The following is a 16817-nucleotide window of genomic DNA, read 5'->3' as shown; positions in this document are numbered from 1 at the left end:
TGTCGATGAGAGATAGCAACGCTGCCGGAGGTTGTGGCCCCTTCCCCCGTACGTCAAGCCCCTTCCAGCCCTCCGGCCGTGTTCTACCCGGTCCGTTCGCAAAAAACCCAGCGGTTGGCGGCCAGGGCGTCGTGCGGTTCGGGGTGCGGGCCGCGCCCGTAGTGGCGGGTGAAGTCGAACGGGGTGCGGACCGTCGTGGACCAGCCTCGGTTGGTCAGGTCTCCGGCGGAGTCGGGGCGGGGCTCGCTGTCGAACAGGGCGAGCAGGTCGACACCGATCCGGCGCCGGGCGGCCGAATAGACTGGGCTGTCGCGGACTGCCGCTGGCTCCGTGCCGAGCTTGACTTCGTACGCCAGCGCGCTCCCCGCCGCACTCAGTCGGTCCACCGTGTTGACGAGACCCTGCTCGGCGGTGCTCGGGAGGTAGAGCAGGAGTCCCTCGGCCAGCCAGGCGGTCGGCCGGGCCGGATCGAAGCCGGCGGCGGTCAGCGCCCCGGCCCAGTCGAGGCGCAGATCGGCTGCGATGGTGACCCGCTGTGCGCGTTGCACGGCGCGCAGCTCGTCGAGCACCTTGTGTTTGTACGCGAGGACACTGTCCTGGTCGATCTCGAAGACCGTGCAGTCGGCCGGCCAGTCAAGTCGGTAGGCCCGCGAGTCCAGACCGGCCCCCAGCAGGACCACCTGGCGGGTGCCCGCGCGCGCCTGGCGCAGGAGGAAGTCATCGAGAACCCTTGTCCGCAGGCCGAAGTAGCGGCCCAGCCGCCCCCAGAGGGGATCAGCGTCCCCGCCCGGCACTTGCTCCAGCCGCACCGGCCAGTTTGCGGATACTCGCGCGGCCTCAACGAAGTGTTTCGCGTAGAGGTCCCGCGCGAGCGCGTCGGGGCGGTGGGCCTCGATCGCCCGTGCTGCGGCAACCATGAGGGCGGTCAGCCCGATGCCTCCTTCCACACCGATGTTCTCTCGGGCGGTGCTGGCCATGTGTCCTCCGCTGCGGGGTGCCGTGACCACGCGGCCACCTGGTCGTGGGTTGTGACGCGGGCGCCGTAGACCCGGCTCATGAACCGCAGGATCTCTTTGTCCGGCAGATGCAGGCCGGTGGTGCAGTCCTCCAGCACCGTCACATGGAAACCCTTCTGGAACGCCGTGCGAGCCGTGGAGTCCACGCAGACGTCGGCGAACAGTCCGGCGAACACGAGATGGCCCGTTCCGCTGCGGATGAGGTGCTGCTCGAAGCCGTCGCTGAGGAAGGCGTCGAAGCACGCCCGCTTGGTGAAGATGCTCTCACCGGGAGCCGGTGCCAGTGCGGCGGGGAACTGGGCGCCCCAGGAGCCTTCGAGGCACTTGGGCCGCTTGCCCAGCACCGCGTCCCGCCGCCGCCAGCTCTCCCCCTGATGGCGGACATCGCCGAGGAACCGCACGAAGAGGACTTCCGTACCAAGGCCCCGCGCCGCATCGACGGCCCGGGCGGTGCTCGCCGTCACCGCCTCCAGCCTCCCAGGGGCGCCGGGATACCGGGAGGCGGCGAGCGGGCCCGCGCAGAAGTCGTTCTGCACATCGACGACGACCAGCACGGTCCCGCTCGCTGCCGTCATGACGTGGAGACCGCCGTGGCGGCCAGCGCCGCCTCGGTCCCGTGCGGCTCCAGCGCCTCGAGCAGGGCCTCCACGACCGCGGTGGTGGAGTGCCGCCCGCCAAGGTCGGGAGTGCAGATGCCCTGCTCCAAGACGGACGCCAGCGCCCGCTCCACGGCCTGCACCGCTCCCGCGCAACCCGCGTGGTGCTCGGCGACGGCCGCGGCCGCCCGCACGGTCGCCACCGGGTTGACCCTGTCCTGCCCCTCCAGGTCGTCGGCAGAGCCGTGCACGGTCTGGTACTCGACCAGTCCGTGCACGTCGGGATGGAGATGGACGTTCTGCGTGCAGCGGTTCTCCTGCCGGTCGGAGCCGAACCGGTCGAGCAGGACCACGTGCATGATGTCGGCCCATTCGTTGCCCGCGACGATGACGGTGCGGTCCGATAACCCGTGCGTGATCAGGTTGCGGTTCACCGTGTCCGGCTGGAACAACCGGACATCCACTCCTAGCCGCTCGGAGATCTCCGCCACCCACGCGTCGAGGACACCGTCCAGCAGGTGGAACTTGTACGCCATGACGACCCGTTCGGGGCCGTCGTCCGGCCACTCCTGCCACGCACGGCGCACGGCGTACGAGACGACCTTCTCGGTGATCTCTCGGCTGAACTCCATGGTGCGCCGGACCACACCGGGGGAGTGCTGGTTCTCGCCGGTGTAGAAGCCCTGCGCCTCGTCCCTGACCAGCAGCAGCGCCGCGTCCCCGGCGGCGATGGCGTCCACCTTGACCGCCTGCAGGCGCTGCCGTACGAGGTACAGGGACTGAGCGTTGATCGCCGTGCGGAAGATCACCGAGGTGTTTTGCTCCGCCTGCGCACGGCAAAACCCCTCGTAGTGCTCGGCGTCCTCCTGCGTCAGCCGGCCGATCTCATCGATCTCTCCCTCCGCCTTCAGCGATACGTACGAGTGGTAGGTCCGCGGGGAACGCACCACGCCGATCGCGGTCGAGTGCAACTGGCCGATGCGGCTCAGGACGCGTTCGAAGACGGCCGCGACCTCGGTGCCCGTTCCACGGCCGACAGCAAGTCCGATGACCGGTTTCACCATGCTCCTTCGTCGTCGGTTCCCGTGGTCAGACCGCTGTGCTCGTGACCAGGTGGTCGCCGGGGATTCCCGCCTTGTCCGGTGCGTAGTAGTCCTTGATCCCGGTGATCCAGGTCGCCACCTGGATCCGGTCCTCGTCCGAGGGGCTGAAGGCGTCGAAGAGGGCGTCGATGTTTGCGCGCTCGAAGCCGATCGCCCTCATCAGCGCCACGAATGCGGGGCGTTCGATGAGCCCGTCACCGTCCGGGTCCCCGAGCGCGGCGAGCGTCCGGGCGAACTCGTCGATCGTCGCGTCGAAGCGCTCGGGCGACAGCACGCAGGCGGTGTACTCCTCCAAGCTGATCTCGCCGTCGCCGTTGGCGTCCAGCTCCGTGCGCAGAGTCGTCCAGTACTGGCGGAAGGCCTCGCACATAGCGTCCTTCGCGACCTTGTCCGAATCGGGCGCCGCCTCGACGACACGGCCCGCCATGAGCTCGAAGTCGTCGGCTTCGAGCACGCCGTTGCCGTTGGTGTCGAACAGGGAGAAGACGAGCGCGACCCGCTTGGTGGCCTCTGCGTTCATGAACATGTCACCTTTCTTATGACCGTCTCCCGTGAGGGGCGGTTGGGCGGAAGGTGTGAACAACCGCCGCTTTCCGTCTGCGACCGGAGCTTCGTGTCCGGCCGACGTGCTCAATATCCGGTCGACGGCCTGCGCATACGGCGGTATTTGATCTATGTTCACTCGAAGAGACGGAACTGCCCCGGCATCAGCATCAGTTGGGATGCGGATGGGCAGTGCCGGGCCGGTGCGGCCGTGCACGGGGCATGACCTGACGCCGACGACGCCAGTGACTCCTGAGCGAGTGCCCGACTACGACTACATGCGCCCCTACGCGAAGGCGCAGTGAACCCTGCTTCCCGGCTGCGTACACAACGGTGATCGCCGGTTAGCGACAACGGGAATGAGGGAGCTCAGACGGCTCGGGCTTCACAAGAGGTCACCATGCAGCGGGCTCGCACCACCAACACCAACGAGTGATCTAGGTAAGGGTGTTGACGGCTCGTGGTGTGCTGCGAGGACACCGGGCATCGCGCGATCTACGACGAGGCATCGGGACCAGGCGATGGACAGGCGCCGGCGCCCGCGCAGCACACCACGAAGCACGATCTGGCTGGTCACGAAGGCGCCGGACGCCGTGCTGTCTGGGCTGAGGCCTCCGGACCCGGTAGGCAAAAGGCGCCCGTTCGGCACCCACGTGGCCAGCCAGATCGTGTTCTCGGTAGTGGCGACCGCGGGGTGCCGAGCTGTGCTCGATCTACGGAAAGGCAACGAGGCCCGGTCAGGCACAGGCATCCGCCCAGCGCCCACGCGACCACCAGCTATAGGTGCCGGTGGTGAAGACCCAGCAGGTGTCGAATGCCGCGCGGTCTACAACGAGGCGTCAAAGCCCGGCGTTGCTTACTGAGGATTTCAGGGTGGAGTCGGCGGGTTGACGGCCAGTCTTTTGGCGGTGAGACAGCCGTCGATGAGACAGGGCCGGAGTTGGATCCTGCGTAACTCGCTGCGGAGCTTGCGGTCGAGGTCGTCGGGTGTGGTGAAAGCGGTGTTGGCCATTGCTCCCGACGGCCGTAGCGTCCTCCAGCCGAGGCTGCAGCCGCGCTCGGAGGCGGAGATCGCGTTCGTGGGCATCGGCCCCGGGGCGGGACGCTTGCTCAAGGAGGCCGGACCCGCCGGCGCGGTTCGTATCCGCGCCAAGACGGCCCGCGCGGTCGAGCTGGCCACCGTCTTGGGCAACGACAAAGTCGATCAGGCCCTCGGTCTGGCGGCCACGGCCGGGCGCTTCGCTGACGAGGACCTGCTCTCGATCCTGGGACACATCGCGGACAGCAAGCCCGTCGGCGAGGTCGTCCGCGCGGACGAGGCCCACTCCGTCCAGAACGGAACCATCGGCTGGCAAGCCCTGGGCCAGTAGGCGACGACTTCAGGGAAGTTGACGCACGACTCTGCGGTCAGTCGCCGACAAACCAGAGATATCGGTGTGACCCCTGCTCGACGACCTGGCACAACTTGCGGGCCTGCCCGACCCAGTCACCGCCGCAAGCGGCCGGGAGCCGGTCGAGTTCCGCTAGCAGCAGCGACACCTGCCGATGGTTGAAGACCGCGTCCCCATAGGGAATCAGGCCCCAGAGCATCGGGAACCGCCCCGGATTCAGATCACCGAAAGCGGAAATCCACTGCAACCCGCCCTCGGCCCGGGCTATGACGTCGCCGCTCTCACCACGCACCTGCATATCGATCACCCGTCGAGCCTATCGGCGCCGAACCAGACCGACGAAGGAATTTGCAACCATGACGTTTCCCCAGGCCCCGGCTCTGCCGGAGGAGCTCGACAAGCTCATGCGCCGCATGCGCCTGCCCTATATGCGCAAAGCGGCCCCGGACGTCCTGGCCACCGCCCGTGCCCAACGCTGGGACCCCGCCGAGGTGTTGCGGCTGCTGATAGCCGAGGAGGTCACCGGCCGCGACGCGGCCACCCGGCGTCTTCGCCGGCACTCGGCGAACTTCCCCACTGGCAAGACTCTGGGCTCCTGGCGGGCCAAAGACTCCACCATCCCCGAACCCACCCAGAACTCCCTGATCACCCTGGAGTGGATCGGCCGCGCCGAGAATTTGGTGATCGCCGGCCCGTCGGGGACGGGCAAGAGCCACTTCACCGAGGGCCTGGCACAAGCCGCGATCGAGAAGGACCTGCGGGTGTCCTGGTTCACCCTGGAGACGCTGAGCGCCGCGATCGGCAAATCGAAGGTCGACGGGTCCACCGCACGGACCGTCGCCCGGATCTGCCGCGCGGACCTCATCGTCATCGACGACATCGGCCTGCTGCCCGTCGGGGAAGACGCCGCTGAGGCGTTCTACCGGATCATCGACGCAGCCTACGAACGCAGGTCCATCGCGGTGACCAGCAACATTCACCCTCGGGCTTCGACACGATCACGCCGAAGACTCTCGCGGGCGCGAGCACCGACCGCCTCATGCATCACGCTCACCTCGTGACCACCACCGGTGACTCGCATCGCCTCGCCGAGGCCCTCGCCGGGAGGGGACTACTCCCTTCCCGCCGAGGCCCTCGCCGGGAAGGGAGTAGTCCCCTTGAACTGACCCCCACCCCGGGAACACCACCGGCCACACGCCTGGCTTTCTGATGGCCACCAGCCTGGGCCTCCAACGGCCACCCACCTGGGCATCTCAATGACCGTTGACAGGCGGGTCGGGTAAGGATGGCGCGACGTCATCCGGCACCGAGGAGGAGCAGCTTGCGGAGCGGGCCGCCGACTCGGCAGCGTCAGCACTTGGACTGGGCCAAGTGGACAGCCGTAGTCACGGCGGTTGTCGCAGCCGGTGGTCTGGTGTTCACGGGGGTGGTGACGTACTGGAACGTGCGCACGGCTGAAGATCAGCTTGCGCAGTCCCGGGAGGATCAGGAGAAGGCCGTGCAGAAGCAGGCCTCCCTGGTGATGTCATGGATGGAGCAGAGGCCCGGGGGGCTCGTCAGGGTCTTGGTGAACCGATCACCTGAGCCCATCTTTTCTGTGCAGCTCGACTACGAATGGATTGATCCGAAAGCTACGGCGAGGTTGGCAAAGGCCCGCCCGCATGGTGATTCACTCTCTGATATCGCCAACGAGCGAAGCCTGCGCGGCGCCTGGGAGAAGCTGTATAGAGAAAATTCTACCTCCCTGGAGCCCACGTACACCCAGGTTTCCCTCGAGGAGGCGTTCCTGGTTACGAAAGCTCGCTACGTGGGGCAGCTGCCTCCGTGCTCGCGGGTAGAAGTGAAACCCCCTGTGTACGACGTTGACCTGCGCTTTGTCGACAGTCAAGGAACACACTGGTTGCGCACCAGCGAGGGCGCTCTTCGTCCGGAGGAGCCGGAGACGTTCAGCAGCGCATCCATGGCTTTCGGGTACATCGAGGCCGGTCTTCTTCAGGCGGCCCTTTCAAAGGTGACCAGGATCGAATGCGGTGAGACGGAGAAGCCCTGAAGGTCCTGTGGCCGGGCATGGTGGTGCAGACCGTCAGGGAGGCCGGCTACGAACAGCACGTTCTCCTGGCGATGCTGAAGTACGGCAAGATCAAAGCGCTCGCCGTAGCCGAAGGCGCGCGGGGCCAGGACCTGGACGGACACCTAGGGGCGCTGTCCCTGCCTCCTTGCCTCCCTTGCCGGCACAGGCGGCATCGCGCACCGGCGCCGGTTCCGGCTCCTCCCACCCGCCGGCAGCGGATCGCCGCTTGGGCACGCCGTGCCAACTGGGCCACGATCGGCACTATCGTCGCCGCAGGAGCCGCCGCCGCCGGCTTGTTCTTCACGGGTATCACCACGTACTACGGGCTACGGGGTCGAGATCGCGGAGGATCCGCTGCGGGACTCCCACGAGGGCGCCGAGGCCGAGCAGCGGGCGCAGGCGGCCCGCGTCACCCTCTGGACTGAGCACCGCAAGGTGAAGGGCCACGACACCGGTGTTCTTCGTCGACAAGGAGACCGGCAAGAAGGAGAACCGGAACGCGTGTGGCGCACATGTGGACCGGCTCCTGAACGTACTCACGCCGAGGGCCGAGTACTCCCGCGGGACGTTTCGCGTCATCCCGCGGGAGGCGGCCATCGCTGCCGCAGCCTTCACCGCCGAGTCGATCCCACCGGATGCCGGATGCCGCAGTACCCCAGCACGAGCACAGCGGCCGGCACGCCCCCGCCGCGGTCAACTTGCCTTAGGACGCCTCGCCCACAGATGGGCGCATTGGGCTTCAATCTCACAATTGATGATGATATGGGCCTGCCCAATGTTCCGCGCTCGAACGGAGAACGCCCCACATGCGCATCCGCAAGCTCCTGACCGTAACCGCCATGGCTGCCGCAGCAGTCCTCGGCAGCATTGGCCCAGCCACCGCCGAGGACGAAGAGAACAGAGGCACCATCGTTCAATCCGCTTCCGGGAATGACCAGCCAGAGCATGCCGGACATGAGATGCCGAGCTCGTTGCCTGAGCAAAACTCGAGGATTTCCAATCCCGGCGTGAATCGAATCGGCGGCGTTTCCGACCAACCCGAGATTCCGGCCGCAGAAAGTCCTGACCTAGGCGCAACCGGAGGCCTGCTTAGCAGGCTGATCGGCTGAGCGAATGGCGCGGAGCTCTGACCGGCGCCCCGGCACACCCTTGATGTCTGTGGAGCGCCGCCAGGGCCCGCGACGATGCATCGTCAGATGCCAACCACGGCCAAGCGGGCGCCCTCATCGCACGCGGCCTGCGTTCGCCACGCGGGTTGCCGCAGAGTCAGCGGTCGACATAGCCCTCGAGGAGGGGGCCGCCTGTCAGGTCCAGCGGTCGACGGCCTGACCGTTCGCTTTAGCCGCCGCACGCCTGCCGCCCGGCGGGTTCTGGAAGCTGTCGCCGTCGCGCTCGCCGGCCGGGCTGGGAGCCCTCTTGCCGCTGCCCTGCATACACGGTGAGCCGACGACACTGTTACGGGCGGTTATGGCCCTGCCCGATCCCGCCGGACCGTTCCGAGGTGCTGGGCGTCGATGACTTCGCCACCCGTCGTGGACAGCACTACGACACCGTGCTCGCGACTGCGAGACCGGCCAGCCTCTCGACCTGCTGCCCGGCCGCGACGCTGCGACCCTGGCCAGCTGGCTGCGTGAACATTCCGGCTCCGAGATCATCTGCCGTGACCGGGGCGTTTCTTACGCCGACGGCGCCCACACCGGTGCCCCGAACGCGATTCAGGTTGCCGACCGCTTCCATCTCTGGCAGAACCTCGGCACCGCTGTCGAACGCGGCGTGCGACGGCACAATGATTGCCGGAAGAAGGTGACCGTCAGGGATGGTGGCCGGACGAACGATGCGGTCGCCGGCCATGCGGATGCTGAGAAGGAAATGTCGCCGATCGAGGCCCGTATCCGCGAACGGCACGCAACCGCCCCTGCTCTGCTGGCCCAGGGACACGGCATCCGCGAGGTCGCCCGGGAACCGCATATGGGCGGCAATACACCGTCCGCCGCGCCGCACGAGCTGCGGTCCCCGAAGAAGTGCTGATCGGGTCTCGCCACCCCAGGCCGAGCCAGCTCGACCCCAACAAGCCCCACCTGGGCAAGCGCTGGGCAGCAGGAATTACCCACGCGATCCATCTCCACGCCGAGCCCCAGGAGCTCGGCTACCGCGACAGCTACCGGACGATCAGCGATGACTGCGGTCGAGGCGCCGCCGACGCATCCGTGTTGTTGCCCCGGCACCACCAGGCGTCCGGCAGGTCACCGGCTGGATGATGCGTCACCCCGACCACCTTTGCGACGAAGAACGCCATCAGTTCACCACCGTCCTCGCCCAGTGCCCAGAACTCACCGCCCTCCATAGGCACGTCCGCACATTCGCCCCCAGGTGTTGAGGATATGGCGGGTGAGGGATCGGGTGAGGGCGTCGGCGCTGCCGCGACGCCATCATGCTCATGCTGGACGAGCCGACCTCCGCGATGGAGCCCCGCGCCGAGCACACCGTGATCCGCCGCTTCAAAGAACTCGCGGCAGGCAAAGCCGCGGTCTTCGTAACCCACGACCTGGACAACACCAATTCTCTGGGGGTTCGGCCTGTCGCGGTGACGGTGTGCTCAGGTTGATACAGCTCAGCGCCGGTGTGCTTGAGCTTATCCATCGCAACAGGTGTGGTGCTATCGCTGGAACGGGTGAGTTCACGATCGCGCGGGGTGTTCACGTGGTGTTGAGCTGCGACGATCCGGCGTTAGCGTAATGGAACAAAACGAATATGGAGTTCCATTAGACAAGCTTCCCGTCGGTTCTACTCGCCATAACCTTGAGGAAGTGCCGTACCACCCCAGCGAGCCACAGCAACGGAAATCGCTTCATCTGCCGTACTATCGTTGGCTTCCGTAACGATAAGTACATTAGCCCCGGCAACAACCCTGGCACGGAGCTTCACTTCCCAGTCGCCATCCGTAATGACCGCTCCATTAACGTTTCCTGGACCCCCAGGAACTCTATGCACTTGGATCTCGACAACAGCTCCGTCACCTCGCTCCTTCGAACAGGTTTGAAGATCCTCCAAGTTTTGCGTATCTCCTCCCCCCTCTGTCACGAATTCCGAGAGGAAAATACCCTCATCGGACTCATAGTCAATTCTTTGGTAGAAGTCATCCGCTAGCCGCGCATAAGCAGGACACCCGGGGAGATCGGGAACTGCGTCGGGGTTCGCGAGGACTGGAGGTCCGACAGGCCTGTCGAGAAGCCGTCTGGCATCCGGCCATTTAATCAACTGGCGAGAGTCCCGAGATTGCGCAGTGTTTGAGACGTAACCACTTGATGGACGCCCACTATCGTCATATCCAAGCGTGAGGCTCAGAAGCGCAAAGATCGAGCCCAAAGCGGCGAACGCCTTCGGCCGCGCAACACCGCTCAAGAAGGCAAAGCTGACGTTTTTGAGATCTCCCATCACTCACCCTTCCCTTCTGAGCAATGGGCCTTGACGATGGACCCATTCAGTCCCTGGCGTGGAGGCATTTCGCGGCGTCAATCACCTGCAAATGATCATTTCCAGTCGAGATGCCGGCACACAATCCACCGACCTGATCTCCAATCAGCTCACACTGACAAGGAAGTCAGCTACACGCTTGGTTCCACCCGTCTGGATATAGCGAAGATGCGGGCACCAAATTGTGTTGATTAGCCCCTTGGCGGCCATTTCACAGTTCTTTAGGTCTGAGTCTTCTCCTCTCGCAAGGTCTGTGTAAGAGAATCGGCAGATCGGGTCGTTCACGGCGCGTCCCGCCCCCGGAAGGTCATACGAAAGACACAAACTCTGATGCCTGACCCCGGGGGGGAAGTAGGGTTTGATCGCATAGTTTGTAAATATCTTCGAGATGATTCCCGTACCTGCGAACTGGGGATCGCCCAATACCGCAACCCCGGAGATCTTATCAAGTATTTCCTGGGGTGCATCCTTCAGAAATTGGTGAATCACCCACGCACCCTGCGAGAATCCAACGAGGACATAGTTTTCCGCACCCCGGCAATCTCCTATCCGATCGACCAGTTGCCGGTTCAGCGCTTTGGCGCCTTGTACTATCTCATGCCGCTCGGCGGCCAGCCTTTCCCTCAAGAATTCTTTAGGACCAAATCCAGGAAACTCTGTCTTTGGGTATTTAATGGCCTCTCCGTCGACCGACGCATCAGGGTCGGCGTTGTTTATGCCCTTTACATAGTTGTCGTAGACGTCTTGGACGGTGCTCCCCCAGTCATCCGCTCCCCCTTCACCTAGCCCGTGCCCACCAAAGAAGTAAAGATCGCGACAATGCTCAGATATTGGTGATCTGGCGCTTGCTGTCGCCTGAGATATCGCTATGGGAGCGACCGTCACGCTGATAAGGAGAGCTGCTCCCCCGAAGCAAGCAGCCAGCTTCCTGAGCATCACGAGTCCTTGAGTGCGAGTGTGCCATTCGGCATCTGCGCCTCGGTGGGGTCTGGCGCGTCTCGAGAGACGAGAATGTTGCTCTTCCAGGGCAGCATGAACGACAAGTCATCGCAATTCGAGGTACTGATGACGAACGCAGGGTCATCACGCGGCCCGAGCCTTCGAGCTAACTTGAGATGGGTTGTCCACTGGAGTGTGATTGGTTCACGGCTCGGGTCAGCTCACGGTTGGCGGCCCGGGCTGCTTCGAGTTCTTCCGTCCTTTCCTCAAGTTCTCCGCTCTTCTCGGCGAGTTCCTGTTCCAACATGCTGATACGTCGCTGGAGTTGGTCGATGTCGGCTGGGGCTCCGAGTCCTGACTCGTTCCACGCCTGCTCGCCGAGCTGCTCGGAAAGCCGCTTCTCCAGCTGGCGTACTCGGGCGGCGAGACGGGTGTTCCGCTCCAGCGCATTGGCCAGGTCAGCCTGCAAGGAGGCTCGGCTGACGGAAGCCAGTCGTCCATCCTCGACAGGCGAGTTGGCAGCGGCGTGAACGCGTTCGAGCAGGTCACGGTGACGGTAGAGGAAGCTGCGGTCCACTCGGGCGGCGCGGGCGAGGCCGGAGACGGTGACGTCGCCTTCGGTCCGCAGGGCCGCGGCCAGGGCCTTGATCACGCGCTCTCGGCGCCGTGCGGAGTCGGCTCGCTTGCCGTCGATCATGCTGGGGGTCATGCGGTCCTCTCGGGACGCAGGTCGGGCAGGGGTTGCCTCACTTTCGGCATGCCGAGCGAGACGACGTTCGCCCGCGTTCTGCGGACCACGGTGACGGCCTGCTGGATCTGCGCCCGGTCCTCGTCGGTGAGGTCGTCGAGTTCCTCGCGAACGCGTTTGACCAGACGGCGCACTCGGGTGATCTCGTCGTCCGAGGGCATAGCCTCGCCCTTGGCCCAGTCGTCGGCGTCGGTGAACGCGGCCAAGCGCTCGCGGTTGCGCAGGAGATCGGCCAAGTAGGCTTCCAGGTCGGGCAGGTAGGACACGTCGGTGCGAAAGTGGCTGCAGCCGACGCAGCGGAACCGGACCGGGCAGTCATGACCGCCGGCGGCGACGTTCGATGGTTCTGTGCAGGTGCCGTAGGGGACCTGGGTCTCGCCGATCGCCCGGCGGGCGTGCTCGGAGTCAAGGACGGCCTTGACCTGCCGCCAGACTCGTTTGCCGTGCCGGTCGAACTGCATCGCTGTGACACGCTCGACCGCATCTCGTTGGCGCTTCTCGCTGACCCTGTAGTAACGCTGTGTAGTGTCGAGTTGGCGATGGTCCATCAAAACCCTGAGGGCGTCGACGGGGATGCCAGCATCTGCGTGACGCTGTGCATAGGTGTGGCGGTAGGCGTAGGGGAAGATCATCGCCTTGTCGAAGGGCAGCATCTTCGTGACGCGCTCGCCTGCGACCTCGACGACGGCGGGGACGAGAAGGTCCGGCAGGGAGACGACCCAAGCTCGGTGGCGGACGCCGAGCCAGCTGGCGGTCAGGGGCTTCGTGCCGTGAGGGTTCGCGACGGGTGTCGGCAGTAGTGCGAGGTCTTTGGGCGGGGTGTCGGGAAAACGGGCCCGGACTCGCTGCTGCTGCTCGATGATGAGGGCTGCGGTGGCCTTGGCGATCGGCAGCCGTCGGCCGTTTCTGAGCGCCTTGCGGTTGTCGTAAACGAGGACGGGCTCGCCGTCGCCGTCCCGTTCGAGGCAGTCGAGGGGCAGTTTGCAGATCTCGTCGGGACGGCGGCCGGTGTCCATGAGCAGCTCGACGGCAGTGCGGGCCTGCAGGCCGCCTGCGCCCAAGGCGTCAAGGTGTTCGCAGAGTTGGCGCATTACCTCCGGCGGGAGATCGCGGCCGGCCGCGGTGTCCTCGGGGTCGTCCGGGATGTCCTCGGGCCGGAGCGTGAATCGCTCGGGCAGGCCGTGCAGGGGCTGGTCAGGCTGGGTCAGCCCGAGGCTTCGCATGCGTAGGAGCATGCGCCGCAAGTGCCGGACATCGGTGACGTGGCGGGCGGCTGCGACCTCTCCCTGCTGCACCAGGTATCGCATCCGGTTGAGGAAGGCCACGATGTCGTCGCGGCCCAAGAGCCGTGGGTCGATGCCCTTGTCCGGCCGGTTCAGCCGCAGGCTTTCGGAGAGTCTGACGATGCAGTTGATCTGCGTCTGCATCGCCCCGCGGGGGTTGGTGCCCCGGTGCCGGGGAGCGTCGTCGACGGCCCAGTCCTGCGTGGCTCTGCGCAGCCACGGCTGGCTGATCTTCTCGAAGTGGAGGTAGCCGGTCATGCCGAACGCGGCGCCGTTCCAAGTGTCCTTGTGTCGCTCGGTCTCCGGTGACATGGTCCAGCGAAGAACGTGTTTGAGGAACCCCTTCGCCAGCGCGGCGTTCATCTTGCTCAGGCCGGAGACGTCGAACTCGGCCAGAGAATCGATCTGCCGGGCTCGGACGAGATCGCAGAAGGGCCGGACGTGGTGGTCCTTGTGCCTGATGCCGGCAGCGACGCGTTCCTGGAGCCCGTAGAGGATCTCGGCCACAGCCCGGTCGGGCAGGCCGAGCAGACTCACCACGCCAGCCTGGGCGATGGCCGGGGTCGTCAGCCGCCAAATCTCCTCATCGAGTGTGCTGCCCTTATTTACCTCCAGCAGACGGCGCTGGTAGTGGGCCATGCAGTACCGGCGACTGTGCCCGTCGCGGGATCGGGGACACGCAGCGACCTCACAGGGGCCGAAGCCGGGCAGAGGCTTGACGGACGGGTGGCGGATGAACTCCTCCACCGACAGGCCGAGCGACTTCCTCTGGCCCAGGTGGGCACTGCACAACCCGACGCGTGATGTCTTTGACGGGCGCCCGCACTCCGAGACCCGGCAGTTGCTGACGCCGATCGAGCGCCAGTGCCGTTTGGCGGTGGACACGAACTCCTCGAAGCCCTGCCCGCTGGACTTCAGACGCTTCGCGCAGCCCACACAGAGCCCATGGTCCTTCGTGTGGAAGACGACCTTGTCGCAGCCCGTCACCGGGCACTCCGGGCCGCCGAGCAGAGGGTGATCACGGGGGAAGACCAGTTGGCGACCTTCTGGATCCCAGCTCATGAGCTGCTGGAATTCTGTGGTCACTGCCCCCATGAGAGCGTCGGTGACGTCGTCCAGCTCTGCTGGCAGGTTCTCGACCAGAGCGATCGTCATCGATCGCCCTCCTTGGTGTTCACACGCGGAAGGGGCACCCGCTCAACGGCCTCGCGAAGTCGCGAAGGTTTGGGATGCAGGTAGGGTCGCGGCGATTCCGCGCTCTTCTGCCCGAGCAGGGCCTGGACCTCGTCCAGTTTGCCGCCGGCATCGGCGACATTGCTGGCCATCGCATGGCGACACATCCGAGGGCCGATCTTCCGGCCCAGCCCGGCCCGCCGGGACAACGACTCACACAGTTCGCCGATCGCGTCGGTCGTCATCGGCGCCCCGTAGGGCGGCCGGAACAGGTTGACCAGCAGGAAGTCGCTGCCACCGGCGCCCAGGCGCTCGTGCCGTTCTAGCGCGTACTGGTCGAATGCCTGCACCACGAGGAAGTCGACGGGCATGGCCCAGGACTTCTTCGACTTCGACCAGGCGCGGTTCTCGTTCTCACGCCGGATGACGTGGACGTGGGCGCCCTCGACGTCGCAGCCCAGCGAGCGGGAGTCCATCAGCAGATGCGGATCACACCGGCGCAGGCCGGCGACCTGCCCCGGGCGTAGTCCGACCCGCGACAACAACAAAAGGATGAGCCGGTCGCGGGCGGAGCGGCACTTCAGGAACATGGCCACAATCTCCTCGTCACTGGCCCGATCGATGGCGTTCTCGGGCTCTTGGAGCCCGTGGCGGGCCCGCATCCGATACCGCATCGCACCGCTCTCGCCGCGAGCCTCCTGAGGCAGGTCGCGATCGTCGCCGAGCTCGTAGATCTGCTCCAACACCCAGGCGGGAGCTGCCTTGTTCACCACGGCATGTACCAGGAACATCCGGACGGCAGTCAGCACCTTGTTGATCCGGCGCTCGCCCCGGACCGGCTTCGCACCCGGCCCGGGCACCACCACACGCCGCTGACCGCTGTTCCCCGGGGTCCACTTCAGCCAGAGCATAAACAGCCCAATGTCCCGGGCGGCGGTCCGCCACTGCCGCCCGGTGGTAGCGCACCACACCAGGAACAGCACGACGGCCTCGGCGTACGCCTTCGTCGTTGTCTCCGCCCGCCCCCGGGCCAGCCTCAGATCCCGCAGGAAGCGGTCGGTTTCCTCCACCACTTCCAACTCGTCGTCTAGCACAGTCCAGTACCGGATGCCTGACGGCAGCTGTACAGGGAATGCACGCACTGGTACCCCTACTCCACGAGTCGATCCCAACGATCCACCGCAGAGCCGCACCCCCTGAGAACCGTCGCAACCTCCCCAACGAGGAGGCTTCGTACGACGTCACGCCACAGCCCGAGAACCCCCAGAGAACGCCCGTAGCGCCGATCGCGTCGTCGTCCTCGACGGCGCAGGCGTGCTCGAAGAAGGCGACTTCCAGACACTCCTTGATGTCGGCGGTCTCTTCGCCGAGCTGTACAAGCTCTCCCAGGACCGGTGACCATACCGCTTCCTCGTTGCGCACTTTAGTTTCACAAGCAACTACTGGCGATTTCGCGAACTGTTGCGTTTCGCTCGCGATCACGAAGGTGGTCTCGGTGGTAGAGCGGTGGTCTCAAGGCGGTGCGGATAGTGGGCTGTTGCCGAGGTGGAGAGGTGCCGACGGTGCTGCCGCAGGCTGCAGTCAGACGGGCGCTGGGTGGCTTGCGCCACTTGCGTGGCGGTGTGAACGCCGTCGCCTTTCAGACGGCAGTCACGAAGGATCTTCCATGCCTTCATCCGCGCGAAGGCGTGCTCGACGCGGGCCCGGACCTTGCGGTGGGAGGTGTTGTGCTCCTGTTTCCAAGCTGGCAGTTCGGTCTGGCCGCGTTCACGGCGGTGCGGGATGAGCAGGCCGGTGCCCCGATAGCCGCCGTCCGCGATGACTGTGGCCCGGCCGACGGCGGCCTTCGCACCGGAAGGTTCCCAGGCCTTGCAATCATTGCGGTTGCCCGTGACCGGTCGGCCGACGGCGACGACGAGTCGGGTATCGGCGTCGATGACGACCTGGTGGTTGGTCGAGTACCGGTAGTTCTTCGACTGCTCGGCAACCGTATGATCCCGCGTGGGCACTAGGGTGCCGTCGACGATCAGCACGGCGTCCTTACGGAACCGCTGACGGGGCTGAAGCGCAAGGGACGGTCCGAGGTGGCCGATGATGCGGTTGGCGGCCGACTCGACACCCCGAACAGTGGGGCGAGGTGCCGCAGCGTCAAGTTCGTACGCCAGTGAGCCGCTACGAGCAGGATCCGGTCCTCCAGAGTCAGGCTCCACGGTCGACCCTTGCGCACCTGGTCCGTACTTTCGCTCCGCATCGCAGTGACTAGCTTGCCGAACTGACGCGGGTTCAGCCCGGTGAACGGGGCTGTCCAGGATGGTTCCGACGACGTGATCAGACCAGACATGGCAAGATCATGACACCAAGATCAGTCATTACGGGACAGCCCTTAGGGCTTGCAGGGAATCAAGGTGTTGCTTCCCGTCCTGAAGCTCGTTGGTGTGGTATGAGCATTCCGGACGAGACTTGTAACCAACTCGCTGTGA

The 16817-nt window shown here is 65.5% G+C and carries 17 protein-coding genes and 2 pseudogenes; 5 read left to right on the top strand and 14 right to left on the bottom strand.

Translation table 11 applies throughout. The annotated features are described in order from the left end of the window. Positions 1–83: 83 nt before the first annotated feature. The 5 genes from ACWIHY_RS34375 to ACWIHY_RS34355 form a co-directional block, all read right to left on the bottom strand. Positions 84–977, bottom strand: coding sequence for a class I SAM-dependent methyltransferase (locus ACWIHY_RS34375; protein WP_454380321.1), 894 nt, complete (start codon positions 975–977; stop codon positions 84–86). Then, positions 926–1591 (bottom strand): cysteine hydrolase family protein, encoded by a 666-nt coding sequence (locus ACWIHY_RS34370; RefSeq protein ID WP_454380320.1) that lies wholly within the window; start codon positions 1589–1591, stop codon positions 926–928. The genes ACWIHY_RS34375 and ACWIHY_RS34370 overlap by 52 nt, the downstream gene beginning before the upstream one ends. Further along, positions 1588–2676 (bottom strand): isocitrate/isopropylmalate family dehydrogenase, encoded by a 1089-nt coding sequence (locus tag ACWIHY_RS34365; protein ID WP_454380319.1) that lies wholly within the window; start codon positions 2674–2676, stop codon positions 1588–1590. Before ACWIHY_RS34365 ends, ACWIHY_RS34370 begins: the two co-directional genes overlap by 4 nt. Positions 2677–2701: 25 nt before the next feature. Further along, on the bottom strand, positions 2702–3235 hold the full coding sequence (locus ACWIHY_RS34360; protein ID WP_454380318.1) for an EF-hand domain-containing protein: 534 nt from the start codon (positions 3233–3235) through the stop codon (positions 2702–2704). A gap of 891 nt (positions 3236–4126) precedes the next feature. Next, complete coding sequence (locus ACWIHY_RS34355; RefSeq protein ID WP_454380317.1) at positions 4127–4270, bottom strand: hypothetical protein; 144 nt, start codon at positions 4268–4270, stop codon at positions 4127–4129. On the opposite strand from ACWIHY_RS34355, the gene ACWIHY_RS34350 reads away from it, so the two are divergent. After that, the gene (locus ACWIHY_RS34350; protein ID WP_454380316.1) at positions 4263–4628 is read left to right on the top strand and encodes a hypothetical protein; all 366 of its coding nucleotides are present in this window, start codon (positions 4263–4265) and stop codon (positions 4626–4628) included. The genes ACWIHY_RS34355 and ACWIHY_RS34350 overlap by 8 nt on opposite strands. 37 nt (positions 4629–4665) lie before the next feature. Here ACWIHY_RS34350 and ACWIHY_RS34345 read toward each other — a convergent pair whose 3' ends face one another. Next, entirely contained in the window at positions 4666–4947 is a 282-nt protein-coding gene (locus tag ACWIHY_RS34345; protein ID WP_454380348.1) for a hypothetical protein, read from the bottom strand. A gap of 58 nt (positions 4948–5005) precedes the next feature. On the opposite strand from ACWIHY_RS34345, the pseudogene istB reads away from it, so the two are divergent. Together istB and ACWIHY_RS34335 are read left to right on the top strand one after the other, a co-directional pair. After that, positions 5006–5769 (top strand): annotated as a pseudogene (gene istB / locus ACWIHY_RS34340) (IS21-like element helper ATPase IstB); the annotation flags it as partial. A 237-nt stretch (positions 5770–6006) separates the two neighbouring features. Continuing rightward, a complete protein-coding gene (locus tag ACWIHY_RS34335; RefSeq protein WP_454380315.1) occupies positions 6007–6699 on the top strand; it encodes a hypothetical protein in 693 nt (230 codons plus the stop codon). Between the two features lie 330 nt (positions 6700–7029). On the opposite strand, the gene ACWIHY_RS34330 is transcribed toward ACWIHY_RS34335, so the two are convergent. After that, positions 7030–7167, bottom strand: a complete 138-nt coding sequence (locus tag ACWIHY_RS34330) for a hypothetical protein (RefSeq protein ID WP_454380314.1) — start codon at positions 7165–7167, stop codon at positions 7030–7032. Between the two features lie 359 nt (positions 7168–7526). On the opposite strand from ACWIHY_RS34330, the gene ACWIHY_RS34325 reads away from it, so the two are divergent. Then, positions 7527–7829: a hypothetical protein gene (locus ACWIHY_RS34325; protein ID WP_454380313.1), complete on the top strand. Its 303-nt coding sequence runs from the start codon at positions 7527–7529 to the stop codon at positions 7827–7829. Between the two features lie 478 nt (positions 7830–8307). Further along, positions 8308–8748, top strand: a complete 441-nt coding sequence (locus ACWIHY_RS34320; RefSeq protein WP_454380347.1) for a transposase — start codon at positions 8308–8310, stop codon at positions 8746–8748. A 130-nt stretch (positions 8749–8878) separates the two neighbouring features. Here ACWIHY_RS34320 and ACWIHY_RS34315 read toward each other — a convergent pair whose 3' ends face one another. The 7 genes and pseudogenes from ACWIHY_RS34315 to ACWIHY_RS34285 form a co-directional block, all read right to left on the bottom strand. Then, entirely contained in the window at positions 8879–9262 is a 384-nt protein-coding gene (locus ACWIHY_RS34315; protein WP_454380312.1) for a hypothetical protein, read from the bottom strand. A 242-nt stretch (positions 9263–9504) separates the two neighbouring features. Beyond that, positions 9505–10155 (bottom strand): hypothetical protein, encoded by a 651-nt coding sequence (locus ACWIHY_RS34310; protein ID WP_454380311.1) that lies wholly within the window; start codon positions 10153–10155, stop codon positions 9505–9507. Positions 10156–10299: 144 nt separating this feature from the next. Next, on the bottom strand, positions 10300–11130 hold the full coding sequence (locus ACWIHY_RS34305) for a cutinase family protein (protein WP_454380310.1): 831 nt from the start codon (positions 11128–11130) through the stop codon (positions 10300–10302). Between the two features lie 169 nt (positions 11131–11299). Then, positions 11300–11830, bottom strand: coding sequence for a DUF6262 family protein (locus tag ACWIHY_RS34300; RefSeq protein ID WP_454380309.1), 531 nt, complete (start codon positions 11828–11830; stop codon positions 11300–11302). A gap of 8 nt (positions 11831–11838) precedes the next feature. Beyond that, on the bottom strand, positions 11839–14319 hold the full coding sequence (locus tag ACWIHY_RS34295) for a tyrosine-type recombinase/integrase (RefSeq protein ID WP_454380308.1): 2481 nt from the start codon (positions 14317–14319) through the stop codon (positions 11839–11841). Beyond that, complete coding sequence (locus ACWIHY_RS34290) at positions 14316–15431, bottom strand: tyrosine-type recombinase/integrase (RefSeq protein ID WP_454380307.1); 1116 nt, start codon at positions 15429–15431, stop codon at positions 14316–14318. The genes ACWIHY_RS34295 and ACWIHY_RS34290 overlap by 4 nt, the downstream gene beginning before the upstream one ends. A gap of 384 nt (positions 15432–15815) precedes the next feature. After that, a pseudogene (locus tag ACWIHY_RS34285) lies at positions 15816–16678 on the bottom strand (transposase). Positions 16679–16817 lie beyond the last annotated feature (139 nt).

The sequence above is a fragment of the Streptomyces sp. NPDC055287 genome, assembly GCF_053646035.1.
The sequence above is the reverse complement of the archived record's forward strand: the minus strand, read 5'-3'. Positions and strand labels throughout refer to the sequence as shown.

Coding starts and splice junctions, on each gene's coding strand:
- ACWIHY_RS34375 (WP_454380321.1), bottom strand. CDS start 977: ATGGCCAGCACCGCCCGAGAGAACATCGGTGTGGAAGGAGGCATCGGG.
- ACWIHY_RS34370 (WP_454380320.1), bottom strand. CDS start 1,591: ATGACGGCAGCGAGCGGGACCGTGCTGGTCGTCGTCGATGTGCAGAAC.
- ACWIHY_RS34365 (WP_454380319.1), bottom strand. CDS start 2,676: ATGGTGAAACCGGTCATCGGACTTGCTGTCGGCCGTGGAACGGGCACC.
- ACWIHY_RS34360 (WP_454380318.1), bottom strand. CDS start 3,235: ATGAACGCAGAGGCCACCAAGCGGGTCGCGCTCGTCTTCTCCCTGTTC.
- ACWIHY_RS34355 (WP_454380317.1), bottom strand. CDS start 4,270: ATGGCCAACACCGCTTTCACCACACCCGACGACCTCGACCGCAAGCTC.
- ACWIHY_RS34345 (WP_454380348.1), bottom strand. CDS start 4,947: ATGCAGGTGCGTGGTGAGAGCGGCGACGTCATAGCCCGGGCCGAGGGC.
- ACWIHY_RS34325 (WP_454380313.1), top strand. CDS start 7,527: ATGCGCATCCGCAAGCTCCTGACCGTAACCGCCATGGCTGCCGCAGCA.
- ACWIHY_RS34310 (WP_454380311.1), bottom strand. CDS start 10,155: ATGGGAGATCTCAAAAACGTCAGCTTTGCCTTCTTGAGCGGTGTTGCG.
- ACWIHY_RS34305 (WP_454380310.1), bottom strand. CDS start 11,130: ATGCTCAGGAAGCTGGCTGCTTGCTTCGGGGGAGCAGCTCTCCTTATC.
- ACWIHY_RS34300 (WP_454380309.1), bottom strand. CDS start 11,830: ATGATCGACGGCAAGCGAGCCGACTCCGCACGGCGCCGAGAGCGCGTG.
- ACWIHY_RS34295 (WP_454380308.1), bottom strand. CDS start 14,319: ATGACGATCGCTCTGGTCGAGAACCTGCCAGCAGAGCTGGACGACGTC.